Source organism: Pseudoalteromonas lipolytica (assembly GCF_900116435.1).
Classification (GTDB): Bacteria; Pseudomonadota; Gammaproteobacteria; order Enterobacterales; family Alteromonadaceae; genus Pseudoalteromonas; species Pseudoalteromonas lipolytica.
On sequence record NZ_FPAZ01000008.1, the window covers coordinates 182,839 to 208,741 of the forward strand.

The 25,903-nt window shown below is 40.0% G+C and carries 23 protein-coding genes; 10 read left to right on the top strand and 13 right to left on the bottom strand.

The genetic code is table 11. From position 1 onward, the window contains the following. Positions 1 to 11: 11 nt before the first annotated feature. The 5 genes from BM378_RS10430 to BM378_RS10450 form a co-directional block, all read right to left on the bottom strand. Positions 12 to 1,010 carry a tetratricopeptide repeat protein gene (locus tag BM378_RS10430; protein ID WP_074989143.1) on the bottom strand — a complete coding sequence of 333 codons (999 nt, stop codon included), beginning with the start codon at positions 1,008 to 1,010 and terminating at the stop codon, positions 12 to 14. A gap of 43 nt (positions 1,011 to 1,053) precedes the next feature. Continuing rightward, positions 1,054 to 1,572, bottom strand: a complete 519-nt coding sequence (locus BM378_RS10435; protein ID WP_065979148.1) for a cadherin-like domain-containing protein — start codon at positions 1,570 to 1,572, stop codon at positions 1,054 to 1,056. Positions 1,573 to 1,583: 11 nt separating this feature from the next. Continuing rightward, positions 1,584 to 3,176 (bottom strand): DUF4331 domain-containing protein, encoded by a 1,593-nt coding sequence (locus BM378_RS10440; protein ID WP_065979149.1) that lies wholly within the window; start codon positions 3,174 to 3,176, stop codon positions 1,584 to 1,586. A gap of 124 nt (positions 3,177 to 3,300) precedes the next feature. Next, positions 3,301 to 3,990, bottom strand: a complete 690-nt coding sequence (locus BM378_RS10445; RefSeq protein ID WP_074989144.1) for an anti-sigma factor — start codon at positions 3,988 to 3,990, stop codon at positions 3,301 to 3,303. Beyond that, positions 3,987 to 4,517, bottom strand: coding sequence for a sigma-70 family RNA polymerase sigma factor (locus tag BM378_RS10450; RefSeq protein WP_036972749.1), 531 nt, complete (start codon positions 4,515 to 4,517; stop codon positions 3,987 to 3,989). Before BM378_RS10450 ends, BM378_RS10445 begins: the two co-directional genes overlap by 4 nt. Positions 4,518 to 4,841: 324 nt before the next feature. Here BM378_RS10450 and BM378_RS10455 point away from each other — a divergent pair, with 324 nt between their 5' ends. Continuing rightward, positions 4,842 to 6,461 carry a diacylglycerol kinase family protein gene (locus BM378_RS10455; protein WP_036972747.1) on the top strand — a complete coding sequence of 540 codons (1,620 nt, stop codon included), beginning with the start codon at positions 4,842 to 4,844 and terminating at the stop codon, positions 6,459 to 6,461. Here BM378_RS10455 and BM378_RS10460 read toward each other — a convergent pair whose 3' ends face one another. Together BM378_RS10460 and BM378_RS10465 are read right to left on the bottom strand one after the other, a co-directional pair. Next, positions 6,462 to 6,728, bottom strand: a complete 267-nt coding sequence (locus BM378_RS10460) for a VF530 family protein (protein WP_036972744.1) — start codon at positions 6,726 to 6,728, stop codon at positions 6,462 to 6,464. 56 nt (positions 6,729 to 6,784) lie between these two features. After that, positions 6,785 to 7,081 carry a DUF1496 domain-containing protein gene (locus BM378_RS10465; protein WP_051501899.1) on the bottom strand — a complete coding sequence of 99 codons (297 nt, stop codon included), beginning with the start codon at positions 7,079 to 7,081 and terminating at the stop codon, positions 6,785 to 6,787. 95 nt (positions 7,082 to 7,176) lie between these two features. Here BM378_RS10465 and BM378_RS10470 point away from each other — a divergent pair, with 95 nt between their 5' ends. Continuing rightward, positions 7,177 to 7,407 carry a TIGR02647 family protein gene (locus tag BM378_RS10470; RefSeq protein ID WP_036972742.1) on the top strand — a complete coding sequence of 77 codons (231 nt, stop codon included), beginning with the start codon at positions 7,177 to 7,179 and terminating at the stop codon, positions 7,405 to 7,407. 152 nt (positions 7,408 to 7,559) lie between these two features. Further along, positions 7,560 to 10,241 carry a PKD domain-containing protein gene (locus BM378_RS10475; RefSeq protein WP_036972740.1) on the top strand — a complete coding sequence of 894 codons (2,682 nt, stop codon included), beginning with the start codon at positions 7,560 to 7,562 and terminating at the stop codon, positions 10,239 to 10,241. 40 nt (positions 10,242 to 10,281) lie between these two features. Here BM378_RS10475 and maiA read toward each other — a convergent pair whose 3' ends face one another. Further along, the gene (gene maiA / locus BM378_RS10480; RefSeq protein WP_036972738.1) at positions 10,282 to 10,911 is read right to left on the bottom strand and encodes a maleylacetoacetate isomerase; all 630 of its coding nucleotides are present in this window, start codon (positions 10,909 to 10,911) and stop codon (positions 10,282 to 10,284) included. Continuing rightward, the gene (gene hmgA, locus BM378_RS10485; RefSeq protein ID WP_074989145.1) at positions 10,911 to 12,218 is read right to left on the bottom strand and encodes a homogentisate 1,2-dioxygenase; all 1,308 of its coding nucleotides are present in this window, start codon (positions 12,216 to 12,218) and stop codon (positions 10,911 to 10,913) included. Before hmgA ends, maiA begins: the two co-directional genes overlap by 1 nt. A 103-nt stretch (positions 12,219 to 12,321) precedes the next feature. Here hmgA and BM378_RS10490 point away from each other — a divergent pair, with 103 nt between their 5' ends. The 5 genes from BM378_RS10490 (at position 12,322) to BM378_RS10510 (ending at position 17,247) form a co-directional block, all read left to right on the top strand. After that, complete coding sequence (locus tag BM378_RS10490) at positions 12,322 to 12,777, top strand: MarR family winged helix-turn-helix transcriptional regulator (RefSeq protein ID WP_074989146.1); 456 nt, start codon at positions 12,322 to 12,324, stop codon at positions 12,775 to 12,777. Positions 12,778 to 12,873: 96 nt separating this feature from the next. Next, entirely contained in the window at positions 12,874 to 13,686 is an 813-nt protein-coding gene (locus BM378_RS10495) for a hypothetical protein (protein WP_036972731.1), read from the top strand. After that, positions 13,686 to 14,726 carry an extracellular solute-binding protein gene (locus tag BM378_RS10500; RefSeq protein ID WP_074989147.1) on the top strand — a complete coding sequence of 347 codons (1,041 nt, stop codon included), beginning with the start codon at positions 13,686 to 13,688 and terminating at the stop codon, positions 14,724 to 14,726. The genes BM378_RS10495 and BM378_RS10500 overlap by 1 nt, the downstream gene beginning before the upstream one ends. Continuing rightward, positions 14,726 to 16,225, top strand: a complete 1,500-nt coding sequence (locus BM378_RS10505; protein ID WP_074989148.1) for an ABC transporter permease — start codon at positions 14,726 to 14,728, stop codon at positions 16,223 to 16,225. The genes BM378_RS10500 and BM378_RS10505 overlap by 1 nt, the downstream gene beginning before the upstream one ends. Positions 16,226 to 16,236: 11 nt before the next feature. Further along, positions 16,237 to 17,247 carry an ABC transporter ATP-binding protein gene (locus tag BM378_RS10510; RefSeq protein ID WP_036972724.1) on the top strand — a complete coding sequence of 337 codons (1,011 nt, stop codon included), beginning with the start codon at positions 16,237 to 16,239 and terminating at the stop codon, positions 17,245 to 17,247. Between the two features lie 391 nt (positions 17,248 to 17,638). Here the strand turns inward: BM378_RS10510 and BM378_RS10515 are convergent, their stop codons facing one another. Continuing rightward, on the bottom strand, positions 17,639 to 20,800 hold the full coding sequence (locus BM378_RS10515; RefSeq protein WP_074989149.1) for a TonB-dependent receptor: 3,162 nt from the start codon (positions 20,798 to 20,800) through the stop codon (positions 17,639 to 17,641). A gap of 34 nt (positions 20,801 to 20,834) precedes the next feature. Beyond that, entirely contained in the window at positions 20,835 to 21,698 is an 864-nt protein-coding gene (locus BM378_RS10520; RefSeq protein ID WP_065979157.1) for a S1/P1 nuclease, read from the bottom strand. 217 nt (positions 21,699 to 21,915) lie between these two features. Between BM378_RS10520 and BM378_RS10525 the strand changes: the two genes are divergently transcribed. Beyond that, the gene (locus BM378_RS10525; protein WP_036972989.1) at positions 21,916 to 22,821 is read left to right on the top strand and encodes a type 2 periplasmic-binding domain-containing protein; all 906 of its coding nucleotides are present in this window, start codon (positions 21,916 to 21,918) and stop codon (positions 22,819 to 22,821) included. After that, entirely contained in the window at positions 22,808 to 23,755 is a 948-nt protein-coding gene (locus BM378_RS10530; protein WP_074989150.1) for a hypothetical protein, read from the top strand. Before BM378_RS10525 ends, BM378_RS10530 begins: the two co-directional genes overlap by 14 nt. Positions 23,756 to 23,832: 77 nt before the next feature. On the opposite strand, the gene ushA is transcribed toward BM378_RS10530, so the two are convergent. After that, positions 23,833 to 25,440, bottom strand: a complete 1,608-nt coding sequence (ushA, locus tag BM378_RS10535) for a bifunctional UDP-sugar hydrolase/5'-nucleotidase UshA (protein ID WP_074989151.1) — start codon at positions 25,438 to 25,440, stop codon at positions 23,833 to 23,835. Between the two features lie 75 nt (positions 25,441 to 25,515). Next, positions 25,516 to 25,713, bottom strand: coding sequence for a hypothetical protein (locus BM378_RS10540; RefSeq protein ID WP_036972706.1), 198 nt, complete (start codon positions 25,711 to 25,713; stop codon positions 25,516 to 25,518). Positions 25,714 to 25,903 lie beyond the last annotated feature (190 nt).

Sequence of the window (25,903 nt, forward strand, 5' to 3'; positions counted from 1 at the left end):
TAGTTATGTTCCTAATCGATATCGTTTGCTAATTTGAGTAACTGCTTATCGCTGTCCATTTTCGCGTGTTTCCAGTTAATATTTGCCCAATAGCGTGCTTTAGATTGATTTTCTTCAATTGTTAAATAGTACCAAGCAAGATCGCTGGCATGAAATAGATCTTGGCGTAATTCCCTTAAAACAATGCGCTCTTTTAATTTTAATCGCCATTTATTCGATTGATTATCGACCTTATATTTTTCTGCCTGTGCAAGACGCAGCAAAATGGCATCTTCAAGGTTGGCGCTATCGTCTAATAATGCACTCAGAGTCGATAATACGGTATCTAGATTATTCATTGCCAAGTGTGCATCAGCCCATAACACCACCAAACTCACTGGTGAGTTTTTTAAATTCACAGTCTCAAGATAATCAATTGTTTGCTCAGGCTTATTTAATCTAAAAGCCATCTCGGCAAGTACATGGCGGGTATTTAGACTCATCGTCTCTTTGCGAGCGATCTTTTTTAATGCCTGAAAACTTTCTTCAAGCTTACCCGTTTGACTTTGTGCATCTAAACTACATGTGGTCACAGTTTCAATACTTGCATGGCCAATTAAGTTTAAGCACTCAGACTTTGCGTCGTCGAACTTACCTTGCACCATTAATATGTTTGCTGTTAATAATGCGGCATTCACATGATGAGGACTTAGCTCTTTTACTCTGGCTAAAAAGGCTAAAGCCTCGTCAAATTGATGCTCGCGTTGTAGTACACGCGCGTAATAATAAAGAATTTCGGGATCGTGGCTTGTATTGACTTGCTGTTCTAAGTAGCGTTTTAAAAGCCCTTGCTTACTTTCTGTTTGGCCCGCGTATTGTGTTTGTTCAAATAACGTTGCAAGCTCTTGAAGTGTCAGGGTAGCAGCAAGAGGGGTGCTTGATGTGGCAATAACGTCGTTATCGTTTGGAATGTAAGGTTCTGCGTGAGCGAATGTGTTTACAAAAATAAACGACCAGATTAAATATTTCATTGTTGCTCCTTATAAAAGCCATCCATGGCCAAATTTCTAAACCTTAGTTTCCAGTAACTAAATCATCGAAGTTTGCTTCAGCACCGGTGTTTAAGAACACACGACCATTGAGGCGTAATGGTTCGTCAGAAGCAGCTTGATTAAATGCAGCACGGCCAATAGCAGCAAAATCAACCTGTAATGCTTCAATGGTAATACTGACAGTGGCAGTTACTTGGCTGTTTACACCGTCACTGACAGCAAATTCGAAGCTATCAGCGCCGGTGGTCTCGGCATTAGGGGTATAGGTATAGCTGCCATCACTTTGCACAACCACACTGCCTAATGTGGGCTCTGATACAAGACTGTAAGTAAGAGCATCACCTTCAGGGTCAGAGCCCTCTAGCATGTCTTCGATAACAACCTCTGTTTGCGTTGTTACCATTGCATCAGTTGCACTGGGTGCCTTGTTAACAGGAACAGGCTTCATATCATCTTTGTCATCATTATCACTGTCATTACAGCCTGCAAGAACACCAGCCATAATCATCAGTGTGATTGTAGAGCGTTTTAAATTACGCATCGTAGCTCTCCTTATTTAGAACCAGCAATTGGAGTCGCAAGGTATGGGAAGCTCGCATCCATCATGGTTGCATCTAAAGGGGCACCATCTGTGAACGGTACATTACCTACACTCGCATCGTCTGATGTACATAAGCCTAAGTCGGTGTCAGTGCCATTTACTGGGATTGGGTAACACAAGCGGCCCATTACGACACGCAGTGCAATATCAACCACGTCATCACCTGGACGGCGACCATTAGGGAAACCTGCAAGGTCATCGCCCGCAACACCAAATGCTGATTGTTCAGTTTGCGGTGTTGCCGCAATCGCTGTATTTAGACGCAGCATTTCAGACGGTGTGACTGTGGCTAGTTGGTTTACACCTGGGAAGCCAGTTAAAAATGCAGTGACTAAATCATTACGAGGGAAATTAGTCGGCGCGAGTGTTTCAATATTTGTGCCTAAGGTACTGTTCACGGCATCTTTAAATAAGATGTTAAGCAGCTCAGGCAGTGATGGATGCGTTACATAATCAGCAAATTGACCATCGTCAGCAGGTGCAGAGGTAGAGAAGGTGTCTTTGTCTTTTAAGCCAATAACAAGTTCATTAACCAGTGGACTACCCAAACGTGATACTTGAGTTAATGCACCACCGTTAACCGCTGTTTTAGCAAATGACGCATTTGGATTTAAAATACGCGCTTGCGGAAGACTTGCTGTTGTCCAGCTACCAATCGTGCCATTACCTTCACCTGTCACACAGGCTTTAGGTACTTCAACAGCAATGGCTGTCACATTTTTCATTGCTAGGTCGTCATTATCAGCTGATTGTGTGATGCCACCAGGAAAACCACCGCCATCACCAGCACCCGGAGCACTATCACCTTCGACAGGGACATAATTTACAAGGTCAAAAGTTTTACCTAGGTTAACAACAAATGGGTCTTTACGTTGACCTACAAACACTTTACCCATACCGTCGCAGCCTGGGATTGCCACGCTGTAAATGTACTGGTCAGCGTATTCTTTGTAAGCACTCATTGAAGAGAATGTTTTGTTACCAATGTAATCAAGCGGTTTGTAAAATTCATTACTGCTATTCATTGAATTTGTTAGCATTGTTTTAGAGCCAGTACGTTGTGGGCCTTTTACAATGCTCACTGTATATGACTCGCTAAAGTTAACCGCTGCATTATTACCGGCCGCTACACCGCCGACATTCTTTAATGGCACTGCAACCGTGCGTTGATTGCCTTCTGGGCCGACTGTTAAAGCAACACCCATGTTGTCATTAGGTAACATGCTTTTGAAATTAAAAGCAAAGGTCATATCTTCTACAGCATCGCCGTCATTATCGATATGAATGCTGTAGGTTGCATCTGGGTCCATCGCAAAATAATTTGGACCGCCGTAAGCATCTTGAAGTGGAATATAGTTTGCGATGAACGTGACATAATCGCCACGGCCTTCTTCGTAACTATTAAACGCGTAAAAGTCTGTTGAGTCTAATGTTGGGAAGCGTGTAATGTTCGGTGCTTCTCGGTGACTAGATGCCTCTGTAGGCAAGCTGAACAGGGTACTACATACTACAATAGCAATTAGAGATGGAGTTACGTTCTTCATGACTTTTTCCTTAGTTTTTAAATTAAGTCATAGTGAAATACGGGCGAAGAATTTAATTGGATGCAATAATTTGAAAATTTTTTAACAAAAATGCAAAAAGCCGTGCAATGCACGGCTTTTAGATTTAAAGAATAACCAATTCGGTGGTGTATAAGACCTCGGTTGGGGAGCCATTAGGCGATCCTCCCAAGGGTTCTAAGCTAACAGCCAGGAGTGCAATGTCATTCGCATTAAATTGGGTATTTTTAGGTAGCTCAATTCGGCCTGACTTGGGCAGTAGACCTAAGGATATGGGCGCTTCTTGCCCTTTTAAAATCATCCATAACTCATAATCTTTGTCTGTGCGTGGTATAAGTGCTGTCGATGCTTTAATTGCAAGGCTATCGTCTTGGACATCAATAAACCAAAGTGCAGATTCGGCTTGATTCTTAAAAAGTGCAATTTGTTGCGCTTGCGATGTAACCGACTCATGAGGCTGCCAAATAATAAGCGCAAGGACAATGCTCGCAGCGGTGGCAATAAGTGACCATGCTTGTAGTATCGTTGAGCGTGGCTTTTTGGTTTTTAATTGCAAAGGGACAACGTTGGGGTCGATACGACTGGCAATTTTTTCCCATACGGCTTCATCGGGTGGCACAGACTCAATTGAACTTGCTAAGTTATTGAGATGTTGCTCCCACATCCATGTTGCTTCTCTTGCACGGGTAGAGGTTAACATTAAACGAGCAAAACGGTCGCGAGCGGGGCCTCTTAATGTCCCAAGAACATACTCGGCTGCTAACATATCAATAAGTGTTTGGTTTTCATAATTCATAACGTTAGGCACCTTTGTAGTTGTTGTAACCCACGTCTGATCCAGCTTTTAACTGTACCAAGAGGGGATGCAATGTGATCAACAAGCTCGTGATGAGTCAACCCTTTATAATAAGCCAAGTGAATTACTTGTCTTTGCTGTGGATCAAGTTGTTCGATACAGTCGACCAACTTTGAATCATCTTCGTAAGCAACTTGAATAGACGTTAAATCTTCTTGTTCTTGCTCATCAGTTAAGCTCTGTTCTTTACGCACTTTGTGGTGGCGTAATAAATCGAGGCAACGGTATCTGACTATGCTTATCATCCATGACATAACTGCCCCTTTTGATACTTGATAGTCACTGGCATTGTGCCAAATTTTTACAAAGGCATCTTGCAATACTTCTTCAGCCTGAGCCCGATTACCCAGCATTTTTAAGCTAATGGCAAATAACTTAGCGCTAGTTGATTTGTACAAACTTGCGAAGGCATTTTTGTCACCTTTCGCTGTTGCACTCAGTAACGCTAATAGTTGATCGTTGTCCATAAAGTTCCTGTTTTTCTTGTTGTATAGAAGTAACGGTTTACTCACCGGTTTAGATGCACGAAACATTATTTTTAGAAAAAAGGATGTGAAATCAATGTTAACCCACCTCTTTTCTATTAATTAGGTTAGCAGGGATGTGCTTATTGGCAAATTTATAGGTTTCAAGTTATTCATATGTTATTGAAAAAATGTCCTAAACTTATTTATATATAAATAGTAAATCTGCTAAGTTATTGATTTAAGGTATATCAAAAGGCGTGGTGTACTTTAAACTCTGGAGTGAAACTTGCTATGTATAAATAATTACAATAACAAGGAGTGATTATGTGGGCAGCATCAACCTATTTAGTTTTAGCCGTAGCGTTTATTATTGCTGCGTTGCGTGTAGATACGGTGTACTTTGCGCTATTTTTTTATTGGACAGCGCTTTCATTATTATTAGTGAGCGCGGCTTATTTTTTTGATATCGCGCGAATATTCCGTAAACGTGAAAATGGCATTATTCCCATGTATATACGGTGGGCGTTTATTCCATTTTTACTTGGCGCACAACTTTATAACGCGTGGTCTAGAAAACACGATAAAGTGCCGCCACTTCAACAAATAAACGAGCATTTGTTTTTGGCTTGTCGATTATTTCCATCTGACATAGACAGTATGAAAGAAATGGGGATCACAGCCGTTTTAGATGTAACCTGTGAGTTTGATGGCTTAGAATGGTCGTCTACTCAAGAAAATATCCGTTATCTAAATATTCCAGTACTTGATCACAGCGTGCCAACCCGCGCACAATTAAATCAAGCCATTAATTGGATACATCATCAGATTAAAGAAGACAGACGCGTTGTAGTGCATTGTGCATTAGGACGTGGTCGTTCCGTATTTGTTATGGCTGCTTATTTATTGAGTCAAAACAAAGATGCAGATGTGCACACGATACTTGAGCAAATTAAAGAAACACGTGAGACTGCAAATCTTAATAAACGTCAATTACGTCATTTAATAAGACGTCATAAAGCCGGTGATTTATTAATTAAAAATAAAGCTGTACTTATTGCTAACCCTGTATCGGGCACGAAATTATGGGAATCTAAAAATAAACAAATTACCGCCCGATTATCACAGTACTACGATTTAACAGTACACACGACAACGGCCGAAATTAGTGGCATTGATTTAGCAAAAGAGGCCATTAAATCACAGCCCGATGTAATCATTGCATGTGGGGGAGATGGCACTGTGACAGAGGTTGCAAGTGTGTTGGTTGATACCCCCTGTAAATTAGGGATCATTCCATTAGGTACAGCAAATGCGTTAGCGCATGTTTTAATGGGCATTCGGTCAAAAATAATTCCTGTCGAACAAGCCTGTGAGCTCATTATTGAAGGGCAGGCGAGTCGTATTGATACTGCACTGTGTAATGGCGAACGTATGCTATTGCTTGTAGGGATAGGTTTTGAGCAAAAGATGATAGAAAAAGCGCATCGTGATGCAAAAAATGAATCGGGGCAATTGGCCTATTTACAAGGTTTTTGGCACGCGCTCGGCGAGCATGAAGCTCAAGATTACACCGTAAAACTTGATAACAATGAACCGCAGTCAATTCATACCACAAGCCTGATTATCGCCAACGCAGCACCGTTCACCACCCTGCTAGCGCAATCAGCAGGGCAGCCCGACCATAAAGATGGGTTACTAGATGTTAATTGGCTTACCCCAAGTGCAGACTCGAAAGCCAGTACCTTGAGTATTGCTGAGTTGGTTTTTTCAAGCATTACTCAGACAAGTTTTGCAATTAACAGCCATCACACAAATGCTAAGCGTGTCTGTGTTACGGCAGAAAATGAATTAAGCTATGTAATTGATGGCGAGGTGAAAACAGCTGAGGAAATCGTTGTAGAAATATCACCGAAATCGCTTTCGGTGATAATGGCAGAAGAATAATTATTTTTTAATGCTTTTCCACTGGAAAGTTGCCATATCGTCCTCTTGGGTATTGAAAAACGTATCGACATAAAGTTGCTCTACTTTTTCACGTGCCCAAGGCGTTTTACGTAAAAATTTTAAACTTGATTTTACACTGGGATCATTTTGAAAGCAGCGAACATCGACATGCGCAGCGAGGCCTTCCCAGCCAAATTTTTCTTGTAGCTTAGTGACGATATCGGCAAGTTTTACGCCATGCAAAGGATTATTAGGTTGATTATCCATACTAAATCTTAGGTTACTTATTACCGCGCAATAGTAACCTATCTCGTCACTAGATGCTAATTGACACGAATTGTTTTCGCCTGCTTAGGGTAAATAATATCGCCGTTTTCATTCAATCGATACCACATGAGATCACTATTAGACAGATGGTCTGTTTTTGTAGCGCATATAAGCATGCTGTTCGCTACAGCAATAATCGCACCCTCGGTATAGCGTTTATTTTCATACCAGCATACCTTTGCGTTGGTTAATGCACTGTCGCCATCTAGCACCACTAACGGAGTGTCTTTCGCTGTTGCTATATGAGAAAACACTAAAAAAAATAATAAAAAGATTGAGATACGTGTAAGCAAATTTCACCCCGCAGTAGCAGTTTTTAATATCTTCACTAAGCTTAAGTCTATATGCTATAAAAACACAATGATGGAAATAATAAAAAGGTGAACATATGCAATTTGATAAAAATATGATTGACGAATTAACACTCCTCGCTAAATTCCCGCGAAATTCAAAAATGCAAGGTATTAAGATTCATTCTGATGCAGATTCTTCACTGATTGATGCAGCGAAGCGCTTATACGATAAAGGAATTACTGATAGCAGCGATGGAGGCTACCTAACCGATTTAGGTCTTGATTTAATAGAACATGTTACATTGATCCACTCGGCTTTAAAATAGCCACAACTGATTAGATAAGCCTAAATCCCGCCCACATTTAGCCAGTTTATTATTAGTTTTTTGCTAATAGTCAACTGGCAAATTCACTAAACCATACTATCATTCAGTTTTCATTCATTTAAATTCATTTTATTTAAATAAAGGGACTCGTGATGAAAACGAATAAACTCAAACTTGCACTTCTAAGCAGTACAATTACTTTATTATTAGCTGGCTGTGGTTCGGACAATGATGAAAATGAACCTGAAGTCGTCGACACTCCCCCCGTCATTCAACTTGATAGCACTGCGAGTGTAAAAGAGGGTGAAAGCACAGAATTATCAGCAACGGTTACCGATGATAACGCGAGTATTAGCTACAACTGGGTACAAGATTCAGGCCCGAATATTACGCTAACGGGAGCAGACACAAACTCTATCAGCTTTATTGCGCCAGCACTTGATAACGACACAGAAGCTATGTTTACGCTTACGGCTACGGACTCAGCAGGCCAAGCTACATCAAAATCAATTACGGTGAGTTTGTTGAATAATGTTGCCCCTAAGGTCTCTGCAGACTTTGGCTCTGCACAAGAAAAGTCGATGGCGACACTCTCAGTAAATGCGACTGATGACGATGGCAGTATTAGCAGTTATAACTGGGAGCAAACAGCAGGGCCCACAGTTACGTTGAGCAGTGCGACTGAACAACAAGTGTCATTTACTTTACCGAGTGTTGCCGAAGATACCGAGCTTAAATTCAAAGTAACAGTTACAGATGATTCAGGCGATAGTACTGAATTAGAACAAAGTTTCACTATAGCGAGTATCGATAACACGTATACCTTAGCGGGTTCAATTACGGGTGATAAGTTTAGTAATGCGACCGTTAATGCAACTTTACTCGGTACTAATTACACACAAATGAGTGATGCTAACGGTGATTTTACGTTTACGTTTACTGTTGACGATGATGAAACGAATCTGTTTAGTCGTATTAATGCTATATCTGCGACTAATTCGAGTCTTGAATACAGTGCATTTGTTTCCGATTTAACTGCCAATGCCCAAGTACAAGCAGCACCCAAAATTAAGGCTAATTTTGCCCATGGTGATGAAGGCGCTAATACGGTAAGTTTAAGCGCTGTTTCTACGGCGTTAGTTGCGCTTATTACAGCGGCAAATGAGGGGATACCACCGGCTGACCTTGAAAGCTTTTCATTGGTAGAAAAAGGGGTTGATCCAGATGTGTTGATTGAAGCTGCAGCCGTCGTGAAATATGCGACCGAAAATGAAGTGACCCTTCCAGAAGGAACGGAAAATTTAATTGATCTTATTGAAAACCCAGACGCTTATAACGAGTTTGTCGCCGCTGTTGAGCAATCAAACCCAGGCGCAATCGAAAATGAAGTTGCAAAAATAATAGCAGATCCAGAACTAACCCCACCTGTCGATGAATCATCTCTACCTGCTTACTATGTAAGAACATACCCTACAGCAAAAGGGTTCCTTTCACGTGGTGGCCAGCAATACACATTTGAAGAAAACGGTATGGGCAAATATGTTCATAGTAGTGGCGCTGTTAATTACAATTGGGCACTTACTGAAGGTGTGATCACACTTGATTTTACTAGTGGTCAGGGCATTATCGGGTTCCTTTCTGTTGATGTCGGCGTTGCAGGGCTTTCTCAGCAACAAGTTGATGATCTTTTCAATGCAGGGATTTATCAAGTTGAAGTCACCTACTCACCTCAAACAGCGACGCTTAAAAGGATTGTCGAAGGTGAGAGCATTGATAGTTATCGCTTAACAATGTCACAAACGGCTCAAATGACACCTATTTACTTGGGCGAAAATGTGATTGAAACACCTGAATTTAACGTTTCAAATGAATCAGATGTCTCAATGAGAAAGCCATATTCAGGCTCTGACCTTGCGTTTAAAGCTGAAGATATGGGAGGCACTTGGGCAATACAACATTATCAAAGTGATAGTGATGATGGGGTTGTCGGATTTGTTTTAGACCCATACGTTTTTTCTGCTGATAATACGGGTAAATTACAAGATGCAGAGACAGCACTTCAGTGGCAAATCGAAGAAGGTGTGCTTAAAGTTACTTTCCCTGATCAGCGATATCAAGAAAGCCGAATTATTGACCAGTTAAATGGTGATTTACAATTACTGAATGTTGCATACTCCGCAGAGGGCGCTGTTATCGCAACTGAAGTTATGTATGGCTTTAAGGTTGACGAAACGAGTGCAGCCGCCGTTGATGTAACAAATGAGCCCGGCAATTTCTGGCAGACTATGATAAATCAGTGGACAAAAGCAAACTGGAAAGATGGCAAGCTAGAGTTTTATTATGAAGGTAACAGCGATAATGGCTTTAATATGTTTGGCTTTCAGTTAACAAAAACGGATAGTCGCCGTTTAAATCTAGTCAATGGCACCGAGCAAGATTATACCTTAGATGGCGTAAATGTAGGTTGGATGCAAGAATCTAGAGACGTCACGATTAACTATTTTGGTAATTTTTCATGCAGTGATGATATGTCTAAACCATGTCGCAAACGTGAATGGGAGATATTAAAATCTCAACCGGGTGTTGCCGGTGAACGATTATATGTAAAAGAAAAAGACTATTATTTGTTAGATGAAAATGGTTGGTACAATAGCCAAGGTGCGCCTTCTTTAGTGATTGCTCCACGGATTAATATCTATGAAACAATTCCTGAAAATTATTGGATGCCAGAGACGATGAAGTCGAGTGGATCACCTAGCTTGTTTAATACAACCAGCAGTTCAACAAACTATACGATACTTTCACCTAATAAAGATAAATCATCCGTTAACTAATCCTTGCAGCAAAAGGCCCGATTAAATCGGGCCTTTTAATTTATATTGAATCGGGTTGATTCTGCGGGGCTGCATCAATAAATGCATCAAGTGTATTACAGTGTTCATACACAGCGGCGATTTTTGGATATTTTTTCATATCAACGTTAAAACGCAGTGCATTAAATACTTGAGGCACTAAACAGACATCAGCTAAGGTTGGCTCATTCCCTACACAAAAACGATTACCCTCATCTAACATTTTTTCTATGCTGTCGAATCCGACCTCAACCCAATGCTTATACCAGGTGTTCTTAGCCTCATCATCGACACCAAGATCATTGGCTAAGTATTTTAAAACGCGTAAGTTATCAATTGGATGAATATCACAGGCTACGGCGTAACAAAGGTTACGGATCTGTGCTTTTTGCCATGCATCACCCGTCAGTAAAGGGACCTCTGTATGGGTTTCTTCAAGCCATTCTAAAATAGCTAATGATTGCGCTAAAACCCCGTACTCGGTTTCTAACGCTGGCAAAAGGCCTTGTGGGTTTTTTGCCAAATAGGCATCGCTTTGCTGTTCCGATTTTAATAGATTTACGGTTACAAGTTCATGATCAATGTTTTTTAAATTAAGGGCGATACGAACGCGGTACGCCGCAGATGAACGAAAATAGCTATAAAGTTTCATTATACGTCCTGTTTACCTGTAAAGTGTTTTTTAATAGTTCGCCAACAATCTGTGTAGTTTGCTTGACGCTCTTTACCTTCAAGGGCATATTTTGTTGGTGAAATAACGTAACGTGATTCAAACATAAATGCGAGTGTATTTTCATAGCGTTGTGGCTGTAAATCTGCATTCGACGCTTTTTCAAATACATCAGCTTCAGGTCCATGTGGTGACATACAATTATGTAGACTTGAGCCGCCCGGTACAAAACCGTGCTCTTTGGCATCGTAAACACCTTCAATTAAGCCCATAAATTCACTCATAATATTGCGATGATAATAGGGTGGGCGGAAAGTGTTTTCTGCTACCATCCATCGTGGAGGGAAAATAGCAAAATCTATATTTGCGACACCCTCAGTACCTGAAGGTGACGTAAGGACAGTAAAAATTGATGGATCTGGGTGATCATAGCTTACGGTGTTCATGACATTGAAACGCGCTAAATCATATTTATAGGGTGCACTATTACCCGTCCATGCGACCACATCGAGTGGTGAATGACCAATATCACAACGGAACATGTTACCGTTAAATTTCGCAACTAATTCAAAGTGACCTTCAATATCTTCAAATGCAGCAACAGGGTAGTGAAAGTCACGGTCATTAGCGTAACCGTTTGCACCAACTGGACCACGCTCAGGCAATATGTACGCATGGCCATAGTTTTCACAAATATAACCCCGTGCAGTCTCCGTTAATAAATCAACTGCAAACTTAATGCCTCGTGGAATAACGGCAATCTCACCGGCACGTACTGTTAACTTGCCGCACTCAGTTCTAAGCAGTAGTTCGCCTTGTTGAGGAACAAACAACATCTCGCCATCTGCATTGTAAAAGTAACGGTTATCCATAGACTTATTAGCGACATAAATATGAATACCAATACCTGTTTGTGCGTTTGCGCTACCATTTGCTGCCATCGTGACGAGACCGTCGATAAAGTCAGTCGGTTCTGTTGGGAAATCAATCGGATCCCAACGTAGCATCGTCGGTGGTGTTGGTACTTCGGTGATTGGTGCTGTACGAATTAAACCATTATCAATTGCTGTGTAGTCGCCTTGAATAACCGAAGGACGAATACGATAAAACCATGTTCTGCGATTATCTGCACGCGGTGCTGTAAAAGCCGTTGTGCTAAATTGCTCAGCGTATAAATCGTAGTTTACTTTTTGTGGGCTGAACTGACCAATTGGTAATGCACCCGGCAGTGCTTCGGTTTCAAATTCATTACCAAAGCCTGTCATATATTGTAATTCGTTGTTATTCATCACTAGACTCCTGAAAGGTTTTAGGTAAGATACTCTCATGTGAGAGTAAATTCAAATAGGATAGAATTTAACTCTGTAAATATTTTTTGACAGTAAAAAAGCCATGACAAAAGAGATGAAAGCGACATTTGATTTAAACAGTTTTCTGCCCTACACACTCAACAATATTGCAACGCAAATGAGTGAACAATTTAGTGAGCTATATCAAAGCCAATTTGACTTAACTGTGCCACAATGGCGCATTATTGCCAATCTAGCCCAATACGGTCAGCTAAGTGCAAAATCGTTATGTGATTTGGCACACATGGATAAGTCTACGGTATCAAGAGCGGTTAAACGCTTATTAGAAAGAGACATTATAAGCGCCCAATCTGATCCACTCGATAAAAGAGCAACCTTACTGTCATTAACACGTGATGGCAGCGATATGGTCGAAAAAATTAGTCCGGTGGCATTAGATTGGCAAGCAGAGATGCTAAAAGACATAGATGAACATGAATATGAAAACTTTATCTCAACGCTGAATAAAGTTTACAATAGCCTCAATAAAAATGTTTAATTCTGTAATCTTAGTGCTGCTACATATTGATTTAGTGAATCGATACGGATATGATAATCGATATCATTTACAATTAGAAATTTGGATGCTCTCCCTATGAAATTAGCGTTAAACACAATGAAGACTTTTGGCCTTAGCCTTGTATTAGCATCAGCATTTATTACGCAACCAGTATTGGCAAATGGCCCAATTGGCGAGCACGTTAATCACCTTAAAGCAAACTTAAAAGATTATTCTGATGATGTTGAGTGGATGATAGCAAAAGTGGATGCTTTAGTGACAGAGTATGAAAAAAATGGCGCTAAGGCTGTTAAAAGCGATGATTTAATTGAGTATTGGGAATCAGTAAAGTTTCACAGTGCCATCGAAACTAATTACGTTCCAGTTTATGCATCTATTTGGCAAAGCATTTATGGTATTAAAATGGCCATCGATGATAAAAAACCTGCAAGCGAAGTACGTCAACACCAGCAGGCACTAGATGCGGCTCTATGGCAGGGGCTAGGGGCTGTTAAATTAGCCGCTGATTTTCAACAAAAAGGCTTATTGAAAGCGGTAAAAGCGACGGCCTCTGAAAACATGACGCAAAGCGCCACTATTGATGAAATTAAACATAAGTTAGACCGCGTTGTGGCAAAATATGCTGAGCGTTTAAGCGACGAAGCGACTCAAATTGTACACGATACTTACCTTCACTTATTTGAAGGCGTAGAAGGTACTCTAATTGAAAAAGACGCAAAACTTGTGGAAGTACTTGAAAAAGATTTTAACGTCACACTTCCAAAAGCCATTTCAGACAAAAAAGACGTTGACCAAGTTAGAAATGTGGTTATTGATATGCAAGAAAAACTTGATCGCGCTAAAGTGCTATTAGAAGAAGCTGAAAAGTCACGTAAGGATGTATTTTAGTGAAACGCAGAATCTTTATTCAAGGGCTGGCTGCGTTAGGGGTAGTGGGCAGCATGCCATTACCTCTTTCTCGTGCTTTTGCCGCAAGCCCAGTAAGCCCAATTTCAGTGAATGACCTACCAGCCCTAGAGGGCGATCTGACCTTATACCTAGGCCGTGGTGAAGGTGGTTTATACGAAAACGTATTGAAATCAATCGAAAAGAAAAACCCAAAACTTAACCTATCGATTCGTCGCGGGCCGACAGCAGCGCTTGGAAATATGATTGTTGCTGAAGCAAAAGCAGGCGTGAAACGGGCTGATTTATTTTGGGCTGTGGACTCAGGTGCAATTGGTTTAATTACTGATGCAGGACTCGCCAAACCGTTACCAGGCGATTTAGAATCGCAATTACAGCCGCAATTTCGCTACCCAGGTTGGGCACCCGTGACAGGGCGTATCCGTACCTTACCCTATAACACGAAGCGCCTCACCAAAGAGCAAATTCCAGATAGCATTATGGCGATAGCCGATAGCGATTTATCAATTGGCTGGGCACCCGCCTATGCATCATTCCAGTCATTTGTAACTGCAATGCGCATTCTTGAAGGCGATGATAAAACCGCTAAGTGGCTTAAAAAAGTCCAGAAACGTTCTAAAACGTATGCCGGTGAATTAGGTGTGGTGATGGCTGTTGAGCGTGGTGAGGTTGATATTGGTTTTGCTAATCACTATTACACACTTAGATTAAAGTCGGGCAAACCTGATGCAAATCTCGATCTTGCCTTCACAAATCAAGACGCGGGTTGCTTAGTTAATGCCTCGGGTGTACTTTCATTAACTGATAACCCGAATGCAATGAACTTTATGCGCTATTTATTAAGTGCAGAAGTACAAAGCTACCTTGCTCGCGAGGCCTATGAAATTCCGCTTATTCAAGGGATTGAACAGCCTTCTGGCTTACCTGCTTTATCAGCAATATCACCACCCAAAGTTGATTTAACACAATTGGCAGATTTAAGGCCAACACTTGACCTTATGCGAAGTAGCGGTGTTCTATAATGCGCATACCTGCTTCATATCCTATGGCGCTGCTTGCAGCGCTTTTGGCGTTAGCGCCTGTTTATATTCTGATCACCTTAGCCAGTGATGCAACAGCTATTTTTGATAGTCATAATTTAAAAATTCTTGGTAACACCTTATCCCTCATGGTGTTAACCGTTATAGGTTCAATTTTAATTGGGGTTCCTCTGGCATTTATTAGTGCCTATGTGCAGCTTCCTTTTAAGAAGCTTTGGCTGGTGTTGTTTGCAGCGCCGCTTGCAATACCAAGCTACATCGGTGCATTTACGCTCTACGCAGCGTTTGGTCCAGGTGGTGAGATAAACCAGCTATTAGGGTTTGAAACCCCACCTATGTATGGATTAACAGGTGCAGCGATTGTGATGACGCTGTATACCTTTCCATTTGTAATGCTGACTACACGTTCATCATTGCTCAGTCTTGATGCAAGCATGGTTAACGCTGCACGCACCTTGGGTATGTCGATGACAATGAGTGTGTTTAGAGTCATATTACCGCGAGTAGTTAATGGGATTGCGGCCGGCTCTTTACTGGTGGCTCTGTATACGTTGTCGGACTTTGGTACGCCAGCTATGATGCGACTTGATACGTTTACCCGTGTGATTTATGTCGAATATAACGCGTTTGGTTTAAGTCGCGCGGCAATGTTATCACTGCAACTAATGGTAATTGTCGGCTTTTTATTGTTTATGGAGTCGCAAATAAAAACGGCCTCAGAGCGTCATGGTCGGCCATTAATGTTATTTCCAACGAATGGTCAAAAGTGCATGATGCTATTAACTTTTGCACCCATTTTGATTTTGGCGATTTGCTTACCGCTCGGTATTTTTTGCGTGTGGTTAGCGCGTGATGGCTTTGCTAATTTTGACTTTAGTATTGCATGGAACTCAGCGTACGCCTCGGGCCTAGCTGCCATTGTTGCTGTAATAGTTGCTGTGCCCGTAGCACATGCCGCACTGACCGGTAAAGCGGGACGTATTATGGAGCGCGTGACTTATTTTGGTTTTGGTATACCGGGTATCGTAATGGGAACTGCGCTGGTGTATGGTGGATTGCAATTACCAATGTTGTATCAAACTCTTGCTTTATTAGTCATTGCGTATGTATTACGTTTTTTACCGCTAGCAGTTGGTTCTGTACGCACCAGTACTGAGCACTTAGATTCAAGCTTGGTTAAGTCTGCAAGGGTGTTAGGAGCAAGTCCTCGTGAAGCATTTTTACGCATTACGTTGCCTTTAACCTTACGTGGTATTATTGCCGGGGCTGCGCTTGTTTTCTTAGAATCGATGCGTGAGCTTGAGGCTACTTTGTTACTTGGCCCAACAGGGTTTGAAACCTTATCTACGTATTTATGGCGTGTTTATGAAGCGGGCTATTTTGGTCGCGCAGCGATTCCAGGTTTGCTTCTTGTCGTGATATCAGCATGTGGTTTAGCTATAATGCTGTCCGGTGAAAAACGCAGTCAATTAGAACATTAAGGATCAGTTTAATGCTATCAGTTAGTAAGCTGTCTATCGATTATGGTAGCAATCGAGTGGTAAGTGATCTTAACTTGTCACTAGGCAAAAGTGAGATCCTCATGCTAGTTGGACCAACTGGCTGTGGTAAAAGTACAATATTACAAGCACTCGCAGGGCTTATCCCTATCAGCGAGGGTGAAATTAACTTAGGTTCGTGGCGTGCAACGCCAAAACAAAAAGTTCCGCCTGAAAAGCGTAAAGTGGGTATGGTGTTTCAAGACTTTGCGTTATTTCCGCATTTAACAGTGCAAGAAAATATTTGTTTTAGACTGACAGATTCAGCTAAAGGAGATCATTGGATTGCATTATTGGGTCTTGAAAAGTTTCGCAACAAGAAACCGGCCACGTTATCAGGTGGTCAGAAGCAACGTGTTGCACTGGCACGTACACTTGCGCATGAACCTGATTTTGTTTTATTGGATGAACCCTTATCAAACCTTGACGCGGCATTAAAAGATACGTTGCGATGGGATATTCGCAATGCATTGAAAAAAGCGGGTGTTCCCGCTATTTGGGTTACGCATGATCAAGAAGAAGCATTATCTATTGGTGATAGAGTTGGTGTATTGAAAGAAGGGGTTATTCAACAACTCGACACACCAGAACGTTGTTTTAGTTTACCTAGTAATCGTTTTGTTGCTCGTTTTCTTGGTGAGGCAAGTTTTATTTCTGGAAAGTCGTTAGGTGATATCGCAACAACTGACCTAGGGAATGCACCTATTATTAAAATAGATCACGATTCAGCCGATGTTGATGTACTTTTGCGCCCTGATGATGTTCATCTTATTCAAAATGCCAGTTCAACCAATGGCAAGGTGACATGGGTGCGCTATGAAGGTGGCAGCCGTTTGTGTGCAGTGAAACTTGCATGTGATACGGTTGTGACGAGTCGCGTAAGCCACGAAGTGATTGTCCGCCCAGATGATGAAGTTCATGTGTCAATCAACACCACTCATCCCCTTGCAGTCTATGCAGTTTAAATAAATCATTTATGCAGGTCTTTAAGGCCTGCAACTTCTCTTTTCTATTCTATTTAATACTCATTCGCACCCATACTTAATCATTTTGATGGGTTAAACCGGTTGCTACTTAGGTAAAGATTTGTGATTTACGACTGCATGGATGCAGGAGGCAGTGCAATGCAGGAGCAATTGCCGAGAACACCTAAATAACGAAACTTTTGCCTTGTTATCATCGAGGCTTGTTGCCTCAGAATAGCTCATTTAATTAAGCGCAATGGTATAAGCTAATTGCTCTAACTTTCTTTTACGCTCTCAAATTTATAAATTAGCAACTAACAAGAATAACGTTTAAAACGTAAAAAGCCCGCCAGTAGGGGCGGGCTTTGTTTTATAACAGACTAACTTGTTATTAGAATGTGTAACGAACGCCTAACTTGATTCTATAAGTTGAATCTTCTGCTTCGAATGAATAACCATCTTCAACAGGTGAACCGAAAATGTATTTACCTGTAGTAGGGTCAATGTCCATTTGAATCACTTCACTCGTGTTATTTGTTTGCGTGTAAACTTTACCTTTTGACGAATCAATCAGGTTTAATAAATTATCAATTACGAAATAAACTTCACCGCGGTGATCTTTTGTAAAGCCAGGCACTTCTTGAGAAACATATAAATCCATTGTTGTAACCCAAGGTGATTTAGCATTGTTTTTGTTTACAACACTTCCAGCTGAACCAGATAAACCTAGCTGTTCAAAGTATTCAAGCACTTGAGCTTCAGTTACACCATCTGAATACATTACATTAGGATCATTAGCTGTTGGTACGTAAACAGGGTAGTTACCACCGTAAGCATCAAATCCAGAAGGCTGTATCAAGTCTTGATTAAAGTTTCCACCACCTGGTAGTGAAACTAAGTCTACAATTTGGCTATAGGCACTTCCAGAGCGTCTTTCAAAGAATAGATTAAAGTTAGTTTTGTAGTTTGCGATAAACTCTGCTGTATAACCCAGGTTTAAAACAAATCTATGTTCTGTTTCATATGGTGATGTACCAATTTGAGTTTGTTGGTGATCGCCAAAATGACCAAATCGATAGTTACTTGCTGCTGTAGAAGAAGCTCCTGGATTACCATCAGTAATATCTTGGTGCGTATAAGATGCATCGAAGCTGAAGCCATTATCCCAAGTTTTTGAAATACCCGTGCTTAAAATTATAGAGCGACCTTCTTTATCTGCATTTGTAAGCATAATGTTAAGCTCTGAGGTATCATAAAAAGGGAGCGCGCCATCACTTGTGCTACCAACAACATCACCTTCTTGTAGTAATGAAGCGTTTATCCACTCTGGAGAATTTTCCTTCTTCGTGTATATTGCTGTTGACGTCCAAGCAAAGCCATCACCTAAATATGGGATATCAAGCTCAACATCTGCATTTAGCATGTAAGTCCATTGAGATGGCATTTCAAAATCTGGATCAATCAGATTTGCAACAGAACCATCTGTTCCAACGTTGACTGCATCAATGGCATCTTGTGTAGGATTGTTCAAGATGGTATTTGGTGCAGTAAAATCTTTGTTTTCATATATCTGCTTACTGATACCATCATTTGAGTATGAGTTAGAAATCCACACATTTGGGTTACCACCAGAATAACGACCTACACTTCCTCGTAATGTAACATCGTCATTTAGGTAATAAGTAAAACCTGCTCGAGGTAAGAAAATATCCAAGCCATCTAAGTTTGTTGTATTATCATAACCTGTTGTGTCTTCAAGTTTTGCATTGTAGATAGGCTTATCATCAGAGCCTAGTCTCTCATAACGTAAACCAGCAGATAATTTCAGGTTATCACTATAGTCCCATGTATCATTAATGTATAAAGCGATATCTTTTCTTGAGAACTTAGCAGTTACTTTACTTGGATCATTGCCAGTGCCGTTAAGATACTTATAACGCGAAACAACTCTATTCTCGAAATCTTCTATGCTATCAAAAGTTATAACCCCTTTTGATGCTGGTAAGAACTGATTCTCAATATCAAGTACATCATATTTTAAACCAAAATCGATACTATGTTCTTCGTACAGATAAGTACCGTCAAATTTAACAGTAAATAAATCGTTACTTAAAGAGTTAGAATGACGATATTCATCAGAGCCAAATGCAATGCTTCCTGTTTTTCCGTCACCATCTACATCTAGGTTTCTTATAGTAATATCACCTAAACCTAAATCTTCATTTAATGAAGCTTGAGATGTTTCAACTGACTTCTTAGTTAAACTAAACTGTGTTGAAAAGTCGTCTGACCAATCTGAATATAGAGTCGTACTGTAGTTATCAAGTTCTTCGGCTTTATTATACCAATGTGTACTTAGTCGTAATTCACGACTACTACTTGTCATATTGTTAGTGTTATTACCTTCATTGTGCATGTAAATAAAATTAGCACGATGATAATCATTGATATTCCAATCAACTTTTGCGATGTATTTTTCATCTTCTAGTTGAGGTTGAACATCAGTTGTACCAATAAAATCAACTCCATACACATCATTGGCAATTTTTTGAACTGCTTCTAAATCAGCTAAGGTAGCTGTAGTTTTATTTGAACCGATAGATGAAGCGCCAGGACCAAATTCTAACTGTTGAGGTGATTCAAACTTCTCATAGGCACCAAAGAAGAATAATGTATCCTTAATTAATGGAGCACCAAATGACGCACCGTAATTCTTCTCTTCAAAATCAAGTTCAATATCTTGACCATTGTCTTTTGGTGTACCTGCCCAGTCACTGCTTAGTTTCTCGTAAAAAACGCTGCCATGAACTTCATTTGTACCCGATTTAAATACGGCGTCAACATTACCACCCGTAAAACCGCTTGATTTTGCGTTTACTGGTGCGACAGAAACTGATACTTGGTCTAATGCATCTAAAGGGAATGGGTTACGTTGAGTAGGATAACCATTACCATTAAGGCCAAAGTCATCATTTAATGGGATACCATCTACCGTTATAGAGTTAGTACGTGGATTAGAACCCGCAATTGACATTGAGCTTGAACTACCAGGTTGAACAACCACTAGAGGATTGTTACGAACAATATCTTTTATATCACGACCAATACTAGGTGTGTTTTTAATCGTTTCAGAGCCATAATATGAATCATTCGCTGAAGAATTAAAAAATACAGGTGAACCAGTTACAACAATTGATTCCATATTTGTTGTTGATAAAGCTTGATCTAAACGTCGAGTTTCGCCTAAAGATAAGTATATATTATCAAGCTCTACATCTTGATAAACATCAGAGTCAATAGTTATTTTGTAAGGACCCCCAACACGTAAACCTGTCGCGTTAAATGTACCAGACTCATTAGTTGATACAACTCTTTTTGTACCCGTTGGCTCATGAATAATCACAAGTTTAGTATTAGCAGCTGGATTACCGCTAGGGCCTGATATTTGTCCTTTAATTGATGACGATGTGTCATTTGCTAACGCTGCACCACTTACACCAACACATGCTGCAATAGCAAGTGACAGGGCTGTTTTGCGGAGTTGGATTTTCATTATGTTATTTCCCGTGTTAAAGGTTATGTTTCATTTATAGTTTGCTGTCAGTTGGCATCTTTAGTGCCTTTACTAACGGTTTTGCTGATTTATCAAACAACGAATTTAATAAACCGGCTAATCTGATCCCACCTTGTTGTAGGCGAGTTTTTATAACTGGTACATTTTTATAGATGTAACTATAACTTATGTTTGTTTCATTTTCTTTATAGATAGATTTTGCAATATTATGAGATTCTATTAACCAATCGCTTGGAGAGCTTGAGAGGTAATCTGCTATAAGTTCTTCATTTTTTGTGTCTATAAATTGCGCAAATTCACTATAGGACAAGTTTTCGTTTTCAATTAACTTTGTGTCCCATAAGCTATGTAAATTGGTATTCTGACCGAAGAATGTGACAGAAATATTATTTCCGCCGCGGTCTTCGCCTCTACCTGCATGAAAAGGTTGGTGACTATCGCCGACTAAATGAACTAAAAAGCGCAAAGCGAACTGCTTTTCAGCAATAGATGCATTGTCATTTTTTAATACTGTAATTGAGTATTCAATGCCCTCTAAAATATCTGTAACAGAGTCTTTATTATGGTGTGCGTGCTTATCGTACTTTGGCTTTGCATCGCCTTCATCAAAGTTTATGTAATGCCAGCGTGATGATTTCTTTTGCCAAAATGTCTCAGGTGCTGAGCGCATTTCGTCGGCCCAGGTAGCAATTTGAGGTAATGATTCACCGTCTAATAGGGGAGTTAAAGCCTGGCGAGTGGTGTCGGTAATATGGTTTGCAGCTACTTCACCTACAATACGGTGGCCGTTTTGCCCCCATGCGTGAGAAGGTGAGCTCATTGACATAGATAAAATGCCAGTTGATATGAGCAACATTGTTTTTGTTTTTTGTAACATTGAGTCAGTGTCCGAATAAATGCGTTATTAAGCACGATTCCATAATGTCAATTCTCCTGAATTTCAGCTGAAATAGAAAGGACTCAATAAGATTCATAATTTCTTGTTCATAAATTCATAAAATCAATAGGTTACAATGTTTAAGTAAAGTTACCTATTGCAATGAGTAAGAATAATTGTTCAAATAGAGACAACAGTGCGTTGTTGGCTATTAAAATTGAATTTGAAAACAATACTAATAAAAAAATCATCGATTGTTACATTTTTGTTTCTGTCTCTTATTTTGTTTTTTTGCATCGGAACGATGCAGAGTAAAGCACCGATTTCTGATATTGACGCTTTCATAGAAACTTCGTATCAATGTGCAACAAAGTCAGATGTTAATCTTAATGAACTTGTTGTTTATTCATCAGGTAAAGTGCTTGCTGAGGACGTTGCGAAAGTACTGTGTAGTGATGACACTATTAGTAAGCAATATGGAACGGTTACTTCTTACTGGGGCTATAAAACCTCAGACACAATCGAGTTTTTAGGTAAAGGAATTGCTGACCTTATTCTCGCTAAAGAGAATCTTATAAATGCGTTTATGGCAGAATCGACCTATAACTACCAAGCTGTAGTGGGGTTTCCAAATTACACCGCTTATTTAATTTCAAGTACTGAAAAACCACGTGTAGAAAAAAGTTACTTTCTTGATAAACGTATTGGCCTGTTAGATTATCCGACAAGTCGTTCTGGTCATATACTACCGAAGCAATTATTCAAAAAGTTAGATATTAACCTTGAGAATTTAAACATTGTTTATGCCAGCTCTCATTCTGAACTGAGAGAATTACTTGCCAGTGGTCAGGTCGATTTGATTTCTTCATATTGGCAAGATTCGGATCAAGCAAAGTTTTCCGCAAATTATATTACCCCGATTAGCGATAATATTAGTGGTAGTCGCTGGTACTTAAAAATGGAAAATGAAAATACTGATCTACTTTGCGCTGTGCAATTACGCTTAACAGAATTAGCGCGCAGCCAGAATTCACACTACTTTAATCATGTAGAATCATTTTGGGAATGTGATGCTGAAAAGCAAATAAAACGCAGTACAGGGGAAAACAATGCTGCCAACTAGAGTAAAGTTTGCTTATGCAGTGGTTTTCTGTGTCGCAAGTATTATGATGTTTGCGAGTTATATTTCTGCAAAATATAGTGATAACCGTGCGAATAATGCGTTAACAATCGTTAAAATAGAAAATCGGATTGCACTTGACCTGAACTACTTAAATTTACCCGATGACTTTCTTAAACATTCGGGTAGTAAAGACATGGTGCTTAATTATATTGAACAGTTAAATAGCCAGTTATCTGCCTCTGATGTGTTTGTTTACTCTATTGAGGGAATTTCAGAATACCCTGCGCGTGCAGATTTGATTGTGAAACAATTGCATACACCACAAAAATCTCTCAGTGTTAGTTTTGTCGTAGACTCCTCAATATTTGAAAAAAATGACATTGTTGTATTGATTTTAGTTTTTGGATTTGCAGGATTGTTTACCTATTTACTCTTTTTGAGTGAGCGCACTAAGATAAAAATTGCGAAACATACCCCTGATGTTGAAAAACATACTCAATTGCAACCAAAACTGATTGTTGACCTTAAAAGTAAAACATTGTCAGCAAATTGCGACAAAGAAAAAACCGTTGCTTTAGCGAATAAGCCGCTGTGTTTTTATTTGGCCCTAGTTGAGTTTTGTGTTGAAAACCCAGACGTCATACTTAATCAAAATAAAGATGTTCCCGAAGAGTTGTTAGCACTGGCTAATAAGTATTTTTACCGGTTAGTAGAACTTGGTCACACCATACGCAAACGACCAAATTTCACGAATAGTTTAGAAAAAACATTAAGTGAAATACGCGCGGCCCTTGATGAGGTTTGGCAGGAACTCCCAGAAATTAAAGACACCTATTATCCACCTAAAGCACATGGGGAAGGGTCTCGCTCTCGTCTACACCATTATGGTTTAAAGGGCATTACGCTAGATGACATTGAAGTCATTGGAAAATAACAACCACAAAGTAGCTTATAAGAAATAAAAAAGGGAAGTGCATGTTACTGACTTCCCTTGCTTTATTTACTTTGCCCCTAATTAGGCGCGTAATCAGCCGCTTTTAGAGGACTGTTCTGTTCGAAGTAACGTTTCAATGCCTGTGCATCGGTATCATCAGTACTAACGAATCCGGCTTTTTTGGTAAGCGTTGGATAACCATCACCGCCTGAGGCATTGTAGCTATTGATACTCATACGGTAGGTTTTAGTCATTTCAATTGGCGCACCATTAATTTTAACATCGGATAGCTGATTGTTTTCGCGTTTAAAACTAAGCTTATGATATTGTAAATACGCACCTGAGTCGGGCGGGAATGATGTCACAACGTCAAGGTAATCAAACAGGTCTTTACCTGTTATATCAATGTACGTAATTCTATTTTTAAACGGGTGTACTTTTAAAATATCTTTGTAGCTTACATCACCTGCGTGAATACTATCTCGGATACCACCGCCACTAATTATGCCAAAGTCAGCTCCGACAGATTGCATTTGTGCTGCAATAATCACGCGAGCTAGGTTTACTTGTTGATAACGCACTTTATTACGATCTCCTTCTAGCTTGCTATCAACTTCACCTATTTTCCCTGCAATTTGGGCTGCGCCTTTTTCTTGGTATACAGCAAGCATGTTTTTGAGTGACTTATCGGGCTCTATATAATCACCTGCTAGCTGTTTTTTACCCTCTTTATTTTCAACATATAAGTTAACAGGAATAAGTGAATAGTTAAGGAGAGTCAATTCGTCACCTTCTAGTTTAAACTCGGCTTTACCAACATATTTACCCCATTCATGGGCTTGCATAATCCATGTCCCATTTTGTTGGTCTGGTTTACAAGCCTTTCCTGGTGCAAAATTAACATCTGCGACATTCTCTTCTGACATACACACAGGCTCTTGAGAGTGGCCGCCTACGATAATATCAATCATACCCTTCGGTAAATTGCGCGCCATTGTCACGTCGCCGGGTGCATTAATACCATAGTTTGCATCGACATAATGGCCCATATGCGTAACAGCAATTGTAATATCGGGATTATATTGCGCCTCTATTTTAGGGGCTAAGCGGGTTGTCACAGTGACCGGATCTTGAAAATCTAGGCCGCCAATGTATTGCGGATTACCAATCTTTGCCGTATCCGTGGTTGTTAAACCAATGACGGCTATTTTAAGGCCATTTTTTTCGAATACTTCGTAAGCCTGATAGGCCGTTTTTCCGGTTTCTTTATCAAAAATATTGGCAGATAAGAATGGAAAGTTTGACCACTGTTGCTGTTTATCTAAAACAGCTAATGGGTTATCAAACTCATGGTTTCCAATTGCCATTGCATCATAACCAATTGCAGACATTCCTTTAAAATCTGGTTCAGCGTGCTGTAAGTCAGATTCAGGAATACCAGTATTAATATCGCCACCAGACAATAATAATACGGCGTGTCCATTGTTGACTGCTTCTGCTTTTAATCGATCAATAAGGGTCTTACGAGCAGCCATACCGTATTCACCTTGTTCATTGTGCCAAAAACGGCCATGGTTATCGTTCGTGTGGAGAAGTGTAAGGTATTGAACACTATCAGTATGATTTGAAGAGCTACTACATGCAGTGAGTGTGACAAGTAGTGAAGATAAAATAAAAAAGCGCATAATATGTTGCCTGATAAAAGCATGAGGTTAATTATGCGCTTAGTTTAAACGACTGAGGTTTAAATTAAATGACTTTTATACGTTTTTATTGCTCATTTGTGTATTTAATTGTCCCGTCGCCGCTAATTGTCTACGTTGTAACTCTTGTTCAGCATAATGGGATTTTTGGTGGTTATTACCAACCATCCAGTTAAGGAAGCTTGCTGGGAGCTTATTGTATGGCTCACCTTGGTGTAAGCCAAAATCGCAGATTGCGGTTTCTTCATTAGCCATAGTGGTGTTCCTATGTGTTCATTGTTGTCGTGTAGATACTAACAAACTCAGTGTATTTGATAAGACGATTTTGCTTTTAAAAGCAATTTTTATATAACTAAAATGAATACGCGATGTAAATAAGTGTAACTAAGTTGTGATTGATTTGATGTGTTTTGTGTAACTGTTTGGTCTGCTATTTTACGACAGC

Coding starts and splice junctions, on each gene's coding strand:
- BM378_RS10430 (WP_074989143.1), bottom strand. CDS start 1,010: ATGAAATATTTAATCTGGTCGTTTATTTTTGTAAACACATTCGCTCAC.
- BM378_RS10435 (WP_065979148.1), bottom strand. CDS start 1,572: ATGCGTAATTTAAAACGCTCTACAATCACACTGATGATTATGGCTGGT.
- BM378_RS10440 (WP_065979149.1), bottom strand. CDS start 3,176: ATGAAGAACGTAACTCCATCTCTAATTGCTATTGTAGTATGTAGTACC.
- BM378_RS10445 (WP_074989144.1), bottom strand. CDS start 3,990: ATGAATTATGAAAACCAAACACTTATTGATATGTTAGCAGCCGAGTAT.
- BM378_RS10450 (WP_036972749.1), bottom strand. CDS start 4,517: ATGGACAACGATCAACTATTAGCGTTACTGAGTGCAACAGCGAAAGGT.
- BM378_RS10455 (WP_036972747.1), top strand. CDS start 4,842: ATGTGGGCAGCATCAACCTATTTAGTTTTAGCCGTAGCGTTTATTATT.
- BM378_RS10460 (WP_036972744.1), bottom strand. CDS start 6,728: ATGGATAATCAACCTAATAATCCTTTGCATGGCGTAAAACTTGCCGAT.
- BM378_RS10470 (WP_036972742.1), top strand. CDS start 7,177: ATGCAATTTGATAAAAATATGATTGACGAATTAACACTCCTCGCTAAA.
- BM378_RS10475 (WP_036972740.1), top strand. CDS start 7,560: ATGAAAACGAATAAACTCAAACTTGCACTTCTAAGCAGTACAATTACT.
- maiA (WP_036972738.1), bottom strand. CDS start 10,911: ATGAAACTTTATAGCTATTTTCGTTCATCTGCGGCGTACCGCGTTCGT.
- hmgA (WP_074989145.1), bottom strand. CDS start 12,218: ATGAATAACAACGAATTACAATATATGACAGGCTTTGGTAATGAATTT.
- BM378_RS10490 (WP_074989146.1), top strand. CDS start 12,322: ATGACAAAAGAGATGAAAGCGACATTTGATTTAAACAGTTTTCTGCCC.
- BM378_RS10495 (WP_036972731.1), top strand. CDS start 12,874: ATGAAATTAGCGTTAAACACAATGAAGACTTTTGGCCTTAGCCTTGTA.
- BM378_RS10505 (WP_074989148.1), top strand. CDS start 14,726: ATGCGCATACCTGCTTCATATCCTATGGCGCTGCTTGCAGCGCTTTTG.
- BM378_RS10510 (WP_036972724.1), top strand. CDS start 16,237: ATGCTATCAGTTAGTAAGCTGTCTATCGATTATGGTAGCAATCGAGTG.
- BM378_RS10515 (WP_074989149.1), bottom strand. CDS start 20,800: ATGAAAATCCAACTCCGCAAAACAGCCCTGTCACTTGCTATTGCAGCA.
- BM378_RS10520 (WP_065979157.1), bottom strand. CDS start 21,698: ATGTTACAAAAAACAAAAACAATGTTGCTCATATCAACTGGCATTTTA.
- BM378_RS10530 (WP_074989150.1), top strand. CDS start 22,808: ATGCTGCCAACTAGAGTAAAGTTTGCTTATGCAGTGGTTTTCTGTGTC.
- ushA (WP_074989151.1), bottom strand. CDS start 25,440: ATGCGCTTTTTTATTTTATCTTCACTACTTGTCACACTCACTGCATGT.
- BM378_RS10540 (WP_036972706.1), bottom strand. CDS start 25,713: ATGGCTAATGAAGAAACCGCAATCTGCGATTTTGGCTTACACCAAGGT.